A 12,309-nucleotide genomic window follows, 5' to 3' on the forward strand; every position below is an offset into this window, starting at 1 on the left:
ATGGCGGCGCTGATTTATCTGCACGGATTCAACAGCTCACCGCAGTCGGCTAAAGCGACGCAGTTACAGCAGTGGTGTCAGGCGCAGCATCCACACATTGAGGTGCTGGTGCCGCAGCTGCCGACTTTTCCCGCTGAGGCTGCTGCGCTGCTGGAAGAGTTGGTGATGCAGTATGCCGGGGAACCGCTCGGGCTGGTGGGGTCATCGCTCGGTGGTTATTTTGCCACCTGGCTGTCGCAGTGTTTCATGCTGCCGGCGGTGGTGGTGAATCCGGCGGTGCGGCCGTTTGAACTGCTGGTGGATTATCTGGGTGAAAACCGGAATCCCTACACCGGCCAGCAATATGTGTTAGAGTCTCGCCACATTTACGATCTGAAAGTGATGCAGATTGACCCTCTGGAAGCGCCCGATCTACTCTGGCTGCTGCAACAAACCGGCGATGAAGTGCTCGACTATCGCCAGGCGCTGGATTACTACAGCGCGTGCCGTCAGACGGTAGAAGAGGGCGGCAATCATGCCTATATCGGATTCGAACGCCATTTTGCGCAGATGATTGATTTTCTGGGACTGAATACTCCCTGATGCTGCGGGATGGGCCCATTTTCCTATTGCTAATCAGACTGTTACGATGAGCCAATCTAGCTATAATGCTGACGCCATTGAGGTTTTAACCGGCCTCGAACCGGTACGTCGCCGTCCGGGCATGTACACCGATACCACACGCCCTAACCATCTGGGCCAGGAAGTGATCGATAACAGCGTCGATGAGGCGCTGGCTGGTCACGCCAAACGCGTGGAAGTCATCCTGCACGCCGATCAGTCGCTGGAAGTGATCGATGATGGCCGTGGTATGCCCGTCGATATCCACCCGGAAGAGGGCGTGCCAGCGGTCGAACTGATTCTCTGTCGCCTGCACGCCGGCGGTAAATTCTCCAACAAAAACTACCAGTTCTCCGGCGGCCTGCACGGCGTGGGGATTTCGGTGGTCAACGCCCTGTCGAAGCGTGTGGAAGTCACGGTGCGCCGCAACGGTGAGATTTACCAGATCGCCTTCGAAAACGGCGATAAAGTGCAGGATCTGGCGGTGATTGGTACGGTAGGCAAACGTAACACCGGCACCAGCGTTCACTTCTGGCCAGACGAAAGCTTCTTCGACAGCCCGCGCTTCTCGGTCTCCCGCCTCAAGCATCTGCTGAAAGCCAAAGCGGTGCTGTGCCCGGGTGTCGAAATTGTCTTTAAAGACAAGGTGAACGATACCGAGCAAACCTGGCTGTATCAGGATGGCCTGACGGATTACCTGAGCGAAGCGGTGAATGGCCTGCCAACGCTGCCGGAAAAACCGTTTGTCGGCAGCTTTGCCGGCGATGTGGAGGCGGTCGACTGGGCACTGCTGTGGCTGCCGGAGGGCGGCGAGCTGCTGACCGAAAGCTACGTCAACCTGATCCCGACTATGCAGGGCGGAACGCACGTTAACGGCCTGCGTCAGGGCTTGCTCGACGCGATGCGCGAATTCTGTGAATACCGCAATATTCTGCCGCGCGGCGTGAAGCTGTCGGCGGAGGATATCTGGGATCGCTGCGCCTATGTGCTGTCGGTCAAAATGCAGGATCCGCAGTTTGCCGGACAGACCAAAGAGCGTCTCTCCTCACGCCAGTGCGCGGCGTTTGTCTCAGCGGTAGTGAAAGATGCCTTCAGCCTGTGGCTCAACCAGAACGTGCAGGCTGCCGAAATGCTGGCCGAGCTGGCGATCTCCAGCGCACAGCGTCGTATGCGCGCGGCGAAAAAGGTCGTGCGTAAAAAGCTGACCAGCGGACCGGCGCTGCCGGGCAAGCTGGCCGACTGTACCGTGCAGGATCTGAGCAAAACCGAACTGTTCCTGGTGGAAGGGGATTCTGCGGGCGGCTCCGCCAAGCAGGCGCGCGACCGCGAATATCAGGCGATCATGCCGCTGAAAGGCAAGATCCTCAACACCTGGGAAGTGTCGTCGGACGAAGTGCTGGCGTCGCAGGAAGTGCACGATATTTCGGTGGCGATCGGTATCGATCCGGACAGTGAAGATCTCAGCCAGCTGCGCTACGGCAAAATCTGTATCCTCGCGGATGCGGACTCCGACGGCCTGCACATTGCCACACTGCTGTGCGCGCTGTTTGTGAGGCATTTCCGCTCGCTGGTACAGCAGGGCCACGTCTATGTGGCGATGCCGCCGTTGTACCGCATCGACCTCGGTAAAGAGGTGTATTACGCGCTCGATGAAGACGAAAAAGAGGGCGTGCTGGAGCAGCTGAAGCGGAAAAAAGGCAAGCCGAACGTGCAGCGCTTTAAAGGTCTGGGTGAGATGAATCCGCTGCAGCTGCGCGAAACCACGCTCGATCCTAACACCCGTCGTCTGGTGCAACTGACGGTCGACGAAGAAGATGTCGAGCAGACGTTACGGATGATGGACATGCTGCTGGCGAAGAAACGCTCGGAAGACCGCCGCAATTGGCTACAGGAAAAAGGCGACCTCGCCGACCTCGAAGTGTGATGCAAACGGGACGCTGCGGCGTCCCTTTTTTATGCCTGTAACCGTGCCATCGCTGCCCGTCCCGATCTGTCCCATCGCCGCATGCCCGTTAATAAAAACCGCGCTGTGCGCGGCACAACCAGGCCGCCCGCTGACCCGGGTCAGCGATAATCCCTGCGTTTTGCTGCATTGTGGTATCCTGCCGCTGCTGAACGTGGAGCAATCTACCTCAGCAGCCGTGAGAACGAGGCTAAGACAGGTCTCGAAGTAGCAATGCGCTGAGGTAGGAAGAGTGAAAATCACACTGGAAGAGTTACGCGCCTGGGTCGCGGTGGTGGATACCGGTTCGATTACCGCCGCAGCGGAACAGCTGGATCAAACCAGCTCCGGCATCAGCCGGGCGCTGAGCCGCCTCGAAAGCAAACTGCAAACCACGCTGCTGCACCGCACCACGCGTCGCCTGGCACTGACCGAAGAGGGGCTGATTTTTCTCGATCACGCGCGGCAAATCCTCGCGTCGGTGGAGCAGGCCGAAGAGCATATCGCGCAGCGGCGCGACATTCCTTCCGGACGGCTGCGCGTCAACGCCAATACGCCGTTTACCCTGCATGTTATCGTGCCGCTGGTTGCCGAATTTTGCGCGCGCTATCCGCAAATTCAGCTGGAGCTGAACACCGATGACATTGTCATCGACCTGCTTGAGCAGCAAACCGATATCGCTATTCGCATTGGTGAACTGCGCGATTCGACGCTGCGCGCGCGCGTGCTGGGCAGCAGCGCGATTCGCCTGCTGGCCAGTCCGGCCTATCTGGAAAAAGCCGGCGCGCCGCAGAGCGTGGAAGATCTGCTGACGCACCAGCTGCTGGGATTCAGCCAGCTGGACGCGCACAATGTCTGGCCGGTATGGCAGCGTGAAGGCGAGTTTTTGCGCATCAAACCCACGCTGTGCGCGTCGAGCGGCGAAACCCTGCGCCAGCTGGCGCTGGCCGGCCAGGGCATTGTGCGGCTATCGGATTTTGTCAGCCGCGAGGATCGCGCCAGCGGCCGGCTGGTGCAGGTGCTGGAAAATGACACGCGCGAACTGCGCCTGCCGATTCACGCGGTGTACTATCGCAACCAGTCGCTCAGTTCCCGCATCACCTGTTTTCTGGATTTTTTACGGGAAAAAATTCAGGAAAATCATCTGTTATAGTCCTGTTCTGTTTGAATAACCTTTCCTGTTATGTTCTGCCCTCATCGATAAAAACGCTTTAATTCAATCGGTTAATGATTTAGCTATCTTTCGGCCGCCCATTTAAGAATTTTTTCCTAACGGGACATTTCTTATGTCTCGGATTTATCTCTTTCCGGATTATGTCGCAACTTTGAGCCCACCCGTGGGCAGAGCCAGGGAGATTGCGGCGCTTGCCTGCAAACGCGCAGTCAAAATTAATCGACGGAAGGAAGAATCATGAACGTTTCACCCGTAAGTGTGGCGGTTATCGATAAGAAAACCATAACCAAAGCGGAAGTGCTGCGCGCCGGTAAAGACGGCAAAGCAGTGAAGATTCAGGCAATTACCAACGGTAAATATCTGCTGACGCAGAACCAGGACGGCACCGCGCCTGAAAACATCACCGTTAAACGCGCAGGGAAAAACCTGCTGGTGATGCTGGAAGGCTCAGACGCCAGCAAGCCGGATCTGATTATCGAAGATTTCTTCGCTAAATCCGGCACCTTAGTGGGTAAAGCGGAAGACGGCGAAATGCACGCTTACGTCGCGACGGACGGCAATGCCGACCACGAAGCGGCCGCGCTGGCCGACGGCGAAACCACCGCGCTGGCGCTGGGTGAAGGCAGCGTTGATGATAATTCCGGCTACGCACTGGCCAGCGGCTTTGAATGGTCGCCGGCGCTGATTGCGCTGGGTGGCCTGGCGGCTATCGCGGCAGCGGCAGGCCTCGGCTATGTCGCGGCGAAACACCACTACGACAATAACGACGGCAGCCACAGCGGCAAAGGTGAAGGCGGCGGTGGCAGCGGCGGCGGCGATATCAGCAAGCCCACCATCAGCGATGTGATTGATGATATCGGCGACGTAACCGGTTCGGTAGCAAATGGCGGCCGCACCGACGACACCATGCCCACCTTCAACGGCACCGGTACGCCAGGCAATACCATTGAAATATGGGATGGTGAGACGCTGCTGGGTGAAGTGCTGGTGGATGACGAGGGTAACTGGACCTTTACGCCGGAAAAACCGCTGGCGGCTGGCAATCACAGCATCGTTACCGCCGAGCGTAACGCCGAAGGCGTGGTGGGTGAAGAGAGCGATCCGTGGGAATTCATCATCGATCTGACTGCACCAGCCAAAGGCACCATCGGCAGCGTGATGGACGATATGCAGGATCCGCCGGTGCTGATCGAAAAAGGCGGCGTGACGAAAGACAATACGCCAACGCTGACCGGTAAAGCTGAAGCGGGCTCGACGGTAGAAATCTGGAACGATGGCGTGAAGCTGGGCACCGCAAAGGTGGACGCCGAGGGTAACTGGACCTTTACGGCTCCGGCGCTGCAGGATGGGCGACACGAGCTGAGCATCGTGGTGGTCGATCAGGTGGGTAACAAATCTCTGCCATCCGATCCGTTCATCGTTGATGTGGACACCGTGGCGCCGGAAAATCCGGGCATTGGCGTGATCAAAGACAGCGAAGGTAATCCGCTGGAAGACGGTTCCACCACAAAAGATCTGCGTCCGACGCTGGAAGGCACCGGTGAAGATGGCGATATCGTGGTGATTATCGACAACGGCAAGCCCATTGGTTCGGTGATTGTGGAAGACGGCAAGTGGACCTTCACGCCAGAAAACAATCTGCAACCGGGCGAGCACGAGCTGGAAATCGTGGTGCGCGATCCGGCAGGCAACGAATCGCCGGCCTCTGAAAAGGTCACGATTGGGTTTGAAGGCGACACGCAAGTGCCGGTCGATCCTGAGCCTGTTGACGGCCTGCCCGATCCGGACGTTCCGGTTTCCGGCATGATTGAGCATATCTTTAAAGACAATAACGACGCCGGCGTGCGTACGCCAATCGAAAACGGCGGCGCGATGAACGATCCGAGCATCATTGTCGCCGGTAAAGGCGTGCCGGGTGAACTGGTAACCATCTATATTGTCGGTCTCGAGAACAGCTACAGCTTCACTACCACGATTGGGGCTGACGGCAAATGGGAGCTGACGACGCCGGATCTGGCGGATGATGTTTATCAACTGCGCGGCGTGTTCTCCAGCGATGGCGAAGTGACCGGCAAAACGGACATTTATGAAGTGGAAGTCGACACCATTCCACCGCCGCCGCCGGAGATTAATGCGCTGGAGCTGGCCGGTCTTGATATTTCCGCTCTGCTTTCCCTGGACAATCATGAACTGTTCAATGAGGCCGACGATCAGCCGCAGCCGATTAATGCGGAATTACTGCAGCTTAATAACGATGCGTTTAATGACTGGAATAATCAGGAAAGCCAGAGTGGTGTGATAGCTGAAAATAATTCCCAATCAGATGCGCTGTTCTTACAGAACGAAATCGAACAATTCTAATTTATCTGGAGCATACAGGTGCAATTTATTGCACCTGTGAAACTTAAATGAAAATTGCAAAAAAATTACTTTTAGCTTCACTGGTGTGTGCGCCAGTATTCACGACTTTTTCAACCCAGGCGCAAAATTCATTTGATGGCGCATGGCGTAGTTTATCGCCGGTATCGGCAGAGCAGGCGCGGGTGGTTTATTATCGTCCGGCTTCATTAACCGGGGAAAAACCGGCGAATATTTATGTCGACGGTGAATTCCATACGTCGTTACTGGCCGGTGGCTATACGGTGTTTTGTGTTGCGCCGGGAACGCATTCGCTGGGCAGTTATGTCAACGACGCGCCAGATTATCAGGGTAAACGCGCGCAATCGTGGACTGATAAACTGGCTGCCGGTAAAACCTACTACATTCGCGCTAACCTCGATGACAGCGGTCGTCCGCTGGTGGTCAGCCAGCAGCAGGCGCAGCAGGAATTGCTGAGCACCAAACGTCAGGCTCATCTGCTGTCACGCGCATCGTCGGTACAGCGCTGTCAGGAAGGAACAACTGAAGCTTATGATAACTATGCGTTTTCATCTGACCTGCTGTTCCGTTTCGGCAGCGCCAACAGCAACGACATCTCCGCACAGGGGCGCGAAGCACTCAGCAGTTTTGCCAGCATGCTGAAAAAGGAAAATGCTGCTCAACGCCACATCATCGTCACCGGCTTTACCGATCCGATTGGCAGCGACAGCAGCAATATGGCGCTGGGCCAGCGTCGCGCTGAGGCGGTGAAAGCACTGCTGATTGCTCAGGGAATGAATGCGGCCAATATCACCGCGCAGAGCATGGGTGAGTCTCAGGTTGATACTAACTGTTCAGGCAGCCTGCAGGAGCAGAAAGCATGCTATGCCAGCGAGCGCCGGGTTATTATCAGCGTTGAAAACAAGTAATCTGATTTAATTATTTTAGCAGCGCATTCTCACATCTCATATTGATGAGGTGTGAGGCGCTGTGCCTCGATAAAGTTATTAAGGGTTCATATAACTTAATCGATTAAGACGTTTCTCGTATTGTCTTCAGGCATAAAAAGCGAAATTAAACCTGTATTCGGCTGGAAATCCCGAAACATTATTTAACGCAAAAGGAATACACATCATGGCTAATATTACAGCAGCAGAGAACGCGAGCGTTATCTCGACCAAAGATCAGTTTTATAAATGGATTGATAAAGAAGTAAGAGGTGCCAACGGCGGAAAGCTGGAGATTACAATCGATGGTGAAGTGCACATGGTTGATATCAGCGAGGACGGTAAATGGTCATTCGACCCGAAAACCAGCTGGTTAGACGGCACCCATGTCATTCAGCTGGTATCGATTGATAAAGCGACTAACCCGAGCCCACCGCGTATCTTCATTCTTGATATGGATACGACGCCTCCGGCAAAACCGGAAATCTGGCGCGTGATTGATGACGCTGCGGCGGAAGATCACTACCTGACGCCGGGTGAAGCCACCAGCGATAAAACGCCGGCGCTGTCTGGTGTGGCAGAGCCTGGCACCATTGTTACCCTGTACGATAACGGTAAAGAGATCGGTTCAGTGGTAGCAGACAAAATGGGCGCATGGAGCATCACGCCGGAGCTGGCAGACGGCGAGCACCAACTGACCGTGATGGCGAAGGATACAGTTGGTCATGAAAGCCCGATCTCTGATGCTTTCAACCTGACGATTGCTGACGGTGTGGTCACTCAGGCGGTGAACGAAGCCGTATCTGTAACGCCGGCAGAATCAGCCATCGTGGATGCGGCTAATTCTGCGGGTGAACCGGTCAGAACCATCAACAAAAACGTAATTACGCTCAGCGGTGGAAACGCGGAACCTAATGCATTAGTACAGATTGTTATTGATGAAACAGTTTACACTACCCGTGCTGATGGCAGCGGCAAATGGCAGTTTGACTCGCCGGAGCTGAAAGAGGGTTTGCACGTTGCGGGTATTCGTTATCTGGACCGTGCGGGCAACTGGGGACCATCAATTCCGCGTATTTACAATATCGACACCTCCGCACCGGAAGCGCCGCAGATTATGCGCGTGATTGATAATGAAGGCAGCGCGGATACCTATCTGACGCCAGGCAACTACACCAATGACAAAACCCCAACCCTGTACGGTGTTGCTCAGCCGGACAGCCTGGTAAAAATCTACGATATTCGCTCCAATGTGATTGGCAGCGTAAAAGCCGGTGCCGATGGCCGCTGGAGCTTCACGCCGGAACTGACCACCGACGGCACCCACGTGTTTAGCGCCAGCTACACTGACCGCTTCGGCGCTGAGAGCCCACGTTCTGACAACTTCGCGCTGACGCTGGATACCTCTGTGCCTGGCACGCCATCACTGAGTGAGGTGTTGGATGACGAAGGACGCGTTACCGGACCGCTGAAGTCAGGTGACATCACCGATGACAAAACCCCAACCCTGTCGGGTAAAGCAGATGCTGGCGTGATTGTGCGCGTATGGGACGGCGACAAACTGATCGGTTCTACCAAGGCGGACAATCGCGGTGAGTGGAAACTGGACGTTGAGCTGGGTGAAGGTGAGCACTCGCTGGTTGTGGATTCCATCAGCAAAGGCGGCACCGTTTCTGAGAAAACCGATCCGTTCAAACTGGTTATCGACAGCAATATCCTGCCGGCACCGGTAGTGGATGAGATGGTCGCCAACAACGGTGATGAAGAGCGCGTGCTGCAGCCAGGCGATTCAACTAACGACACCACGCCAGTGCTGCGCGGTGAAGGCAACGACGGCGACATCATTTACGTGATTGTTGACGGCGAAAAAGAGCCGGTGGCTTCAACTGTCGTTAAAGATGGTAAATGGGAAATTGAATTGCCAGAGCTGGCGGAAGGTTCACACGATATTGAACTGATCGCTAAAGATCCGGCCACCGGCAAAGAGTCACCGACCTCAGATCCAATCAACGTGATTATCGATATTACGCCTCCGGATCAGCCGCAACCACCAACGATTGTCGATAACGAAGGTGACAACACCGGTCCGGTTGAACCAGGTAAGCCCATTGATGACAACCGTCCAGGTTTCGGCGGCGAAGGTGGTACCCCGGGCGACAAAGTGGAAGTCATCATTGATGACGGTAAAGGTAATCCGGTGGTGATTGGTACCGGTATCGTGGGCGAAGACGGCAAGTGGGAAGTGAAACCTGAGAACCCAATCGATGACGGTAACTATCAGGTTATCATCGAGATCACCGATCCGGCCGGCAACGAATCGCAGCCATCCGATCCTATCGATCTGATCATCGACACCAAAAAGCCTGGCTCAATGGAAGGTTCGTACATACTGGAGGATAACGTCGGTCCTATCCAGGGTGAGATCGAAAATGGCACGGTCACCGATGACAAACAGCCAACGCTGAAGGGCACGTCACCGGATCTGTCGCAGGTCATCATCTACATCGACGATCTGGAGCCGATCGTGGTTGACGTCGTAAACGGCGAGTGGAGCTATGAGCTGCCAGCGCTGGGCGAGGGTAACCACAAAGTTGAAGTTCAGCCGGTGAGCAAATCCGGTGTGAAAGGCGATAAAGAGGCGGCGATTAACTTTGACGTTGATACCACTAAGCCGGAGCCAGTAGAAGGCGGCGGCAAGGCTAACTTCGAAGGCGTCTTCGCGGATAAAACCGGCAGTGAAATTCCCGTGCGGCCGGACACCAACGATGACACGCTGATCTTCAAAGGTAAGGGCTCAGAAGACGGTACTATCGTGATGATTTGGGGCGACGAAGCGCGTACCCAGCTGATCGGTTCTACCGTGGTAGAAAACGGCGTGTGGCGCTATGAGTCAGACAAACTGGCAGAAGGTGATTATGCCTTTAACGTCACGGTTCGCGATACAGCCGGAAACGAACTGGTCATCGACCATACCGTTAAGACCAACGTCGACGTCACCCCGCCGCCGCCGCCAGAGATCAACTCGATCTTCGCTGCGGGTGCCACGGATGTAGAAGGGCTGATGAGCATGTCGCTCAACGACATCATGACGCAGGGTCAGGATTCACTGTTTATCGACAACGGCAAGTCACAGCTGGTAGTGAACGCTAAACAGGGCGAGGCGCTGACGCTGGAAGACATCCTGCCAGCCGGTGAAGATGCCAGCTCCTGGCAGCAGGCGACCGGTACCGTCACCGTCGGCGGCACCGAGTATAACGTCTACAGCAACGGTGATGCGGAACTGCTGGTGCAGAACCTGCATAACGAACAGCACTGATCATTGATTAGCTGCTAAACAAAAGCCCCGGTCGCAAAACCGGGGCTTTTTTTATGCCTGCAGCGGAAAAATCAGGCGGTCGGTTCAAGCACCAGAATTTTCACGTCCACCACGTCATCTTTGATGGTGGCGCGGTGCGCATCCATGTGCGGCATCTGCTGATGCTGCTCCAGATGGCGCAGCGATTCCCACTGCTCAAGCATAAAGATCGAGTCTGGCGAGTTCTGCTTCCACGGCACCTGCGCCTGGTGATCGACCAGCGCATCGTACTGATGGCAACCCTCTTCTTCCAGCACGACAGGGATCAGTTTATTAATCGCCTCCAGTACCTGCTGACGGCGGCCCGGCTTAACGCAAATTTCTGCAACCACAGTTAACATAACGCTTCCTTCTGTTTTTTCCCGGTGTGCTTACAGTTAAGCAAAGATCTGGCTGAGATGAGTCCGATAACGTGCGATATCACGCGGCACGTCCGGCTGTTTAATCACGTCGTTACAGATAAAGGTCGGCAGACTTTCCATGCCGAGGAACTGATTGGCTTTATGGAAGTGCAGGTACAGGCCGTCCACGCCGACGCCTTCGAAGAACTGGTCGGCATCGGTAAAGGCTTCCAGCGGGGCGTTCCAGGTCAGCGACAGCATGTATTTTTTGCCCTGAATCAGGCCGCCGGAACCGTATTTTTTGCTGGCATCGCTGCGCGAACGGCCATCGCTGGCGTACAGCGCGCCGTGGCCCTGAGTAAACACCTCATCGATGTACTTTTTCACCGTCCATGGCTCGCCCATCCACCAGCCCGGCATCTGATAAATCACCACGTCGCTGTCGAGGTATTTCAGTACTTCGTCCGCCACGTTGTAGTCGCTATCGGCAACGGTCACCTGAACCTCATGGCCCAGATCGCGCAGCTGGCTGGCCGCCACTTCGGTCAGGGTATGGTTCAGTTCGCCTTTGGAATGGGCAAAGGTCTTGCCGCCGTCGATAATCAAAATCTTGCTCATGGATAATTCGCTCCGTTTCTCATAGATGCCGCCCACTCTACGCGCGCGCGCGGGGCAAAAAAATGCGTGATTGATCACAAGACTTTTGCTCTCAAAGCAATAATGCCGTCACTTATGCAACAATCCGCACGCAAACCAACATCCACTTAAAAAGAACACACCATGAAAACTGTGATACTGAGTGCCTTACTTCTGGTGGCCGGCGCGGCTCAGGCGCAATCCCATCTTGATGACATTCGCCAGAGCAAAACCCTCAAGGTCTGCACCACTGGTGATTACAAGCCTTACACCTTTTTGCGCAGCGACGGCCAGTATGAAGGGCTGGACATCAGCATGGCGCAGTCGCTGGCCGCCAGCCTCGGCGCAAAAGTAGAGTGGGTACCAACCACGTGGAAAACCCTGAGCGAGGATTTCGTGGCGAAACAGTGTGATATCGCGCTGGGCGGTGTCTCCGTGACGCTTAAACGGCAGCAGATTGCCTGGTTCGCCCAGCCGCTGGGCGTCGATGGCAAGATTCCGCTGGTACGCTGCGCGGATAAAGCGAAGTACCAGACGGTTGAGCAGATCAACCAGCCGCAGGTGCGGGTAATCGAGCCGGCTGGTGGCACCAACGAAGCGTTTGTGCACAGTCATCTGCCGCAGGCCAGCCTGCAACTGGCGGAGAACACCGGCATTTTCCAGCAGCTGGTGGATAACAAAGCCGACGTAATGATTACCGATGCTTCCGAAGCGCTGTTCCAGCAGCAGCACTATCCGTCGCTGTGTGCCATCAATCCGCAACAGCCGATGCAGTATGGCGAGAAGGCTTACATGATTCCGCGTGATGATATGAGCTGGAAGCTGTATGTCGATCAGTGGCTGCACCTCAGCACCGCCACCGGCGAATATGCGCAGATCGCCAGACAGTGGCTGGGCGTGGTGAAGTAATCGTTAGCGATAAAGGGTATTACGACAGGCGTTACCGTCCCGTAGCG

The 12,309-nt window shown here is 55.5% G+C and carries 9 protein-coding genes; 7 read left to right on the top strand and 2 right to left on the bottom strand.

Going from position 1 to position 12,309, the window contains the following annotated elements; translation table 11 throughout:
* From yqiA to C1Y43_RS11440, 6 genes are all read left to right on the top strand, one after another.
* Complete coding sequence (yqiA, locus tag C1Y43_RS11415) at positions 1 to 582, top strand: esterase YqiA (RefSeq protein ID WP_058771368.1); 582 nt, start codon at positions 1 to 3, stop codon at positions 580 to 582.
* A 46-nt stretch (positions 583 to 628) separates the two neighbouring features.
* Positions 629 to 2,524, top strand: a complete 1,896-nt coding sequence (gene parE, locus C1Y43_RS11420) for a DNA topoisomerase IV subunit B (RefSeq protein ID WP_104188258.1) — start codon at positions 629 to 631, stop codon at positions 2,522 to 2,524.
* 271 nt (positions 2,525 to 2,795) lie between these two features.
* Positions 2,796 to 3,695 carry a LysR substrate-binding domain-containing protein gene (locus tag C1Y43_RS11425; protein WP_058776526.1) on the top strand — a complete coding sequence of 300 codons (900 nt, stop codon included), beginning with the start codon at positions 2,796 to 2,798 and terminating at the stop codon, positions 3,693 to 3,695.
* 258 nt (positions 3,696 to 3,953) lie between these two features.
* Positions 3,954 to 6,077, top strand: a complete 2,124-nt coding sequence (locus C1Y43_RS11430) for an Ig-like domain-containing protein (protein ID WP_104188260.1) — start codon at positions 3,954 to 3,956, stop codon at positions 6,075 to 6,077.
* A 47-nt stretch (positions 6,078 to 6,124) separates the two neighbouring features.
* Positions 6,125 to 7,003, top strand: a complete 879-nt coding sequence (locus C1Y43_RS11435; protein ID WP_021509604.1) for an OmpA family protein — start codon at positions 6,125 to 6,127, stop codon at positions 7,001 to 7,003.
* Between the two features lie 205 nt (positions 7,004 to 7,208).
* Complete coding sequence (locus tag C1Y43_RS11440) at positions 7,209 to 10,337, top strand: Ig-like domain-containing protein (RefSeq protein WP_104188262.1); 3,129 nt, start codon at positions 7,209 to 7,211, stop codon at positions 10,335 to 10,337.
* Between the two features lie 71 nt (positions 10,338 to 10,408).
* Here the strand turns inward: C1Y43_RS11440 and C1Y43_RS11445 are convergent, their stop codons facing one another.
* A complete protein-coding gene (locus C1Y43_RS11445; protein WP_021509602.1) occupies positions 10,409 to 10,717 on the bottom strand; it encodes a putative quinol monooxygenase in 309 nt (102 codons plus the stop codon).
* Between the two features lie 36 nt (positions 10,718 to 10,753).
* Positions 10,754 to 11,335, bottom strand: coding sequence for an NAD(P)H-dependent oxidoreductase (locus C1Y43_RS11450; RefSeq protein ID WP_104188263.1), 582 nt, complete (start codon positions 11,333 to 11,335; stop codon positions 10,754 to 10,756).
* 162 nt (positions 11,336 to 11,497) lie between these two features.
* Between C1Y43_RS11450 and C1Y43_RS11455 the strand changes: the two genes are divergently transcribed.
* Positions 11,498 to 12,262 (top strand): transporter substrate-binding domain-containing protein, encoded by a 765-nt coding sequence (locus C1Y43_RS11455; protein WP_104188265.1) that lies wholly within the window; start codon positions 11,498 to 11,500, stop codon positions 12,260 to 12,262.
* The last annotated feature ends 47 nt before the right edge of the window (positions 12,263 to 12,309 follow it).

Source organism: Pantoea sp. ICBG 828 (assembly GCF_002928355.1).
Taxonomy (GTDB): domain Bacteria; phylum Pseudomonadota; class Gammaproteobacteria; order Enterobacterales; family Enterobacteriaceae; genus Pantoea; species Pantoea dispersa.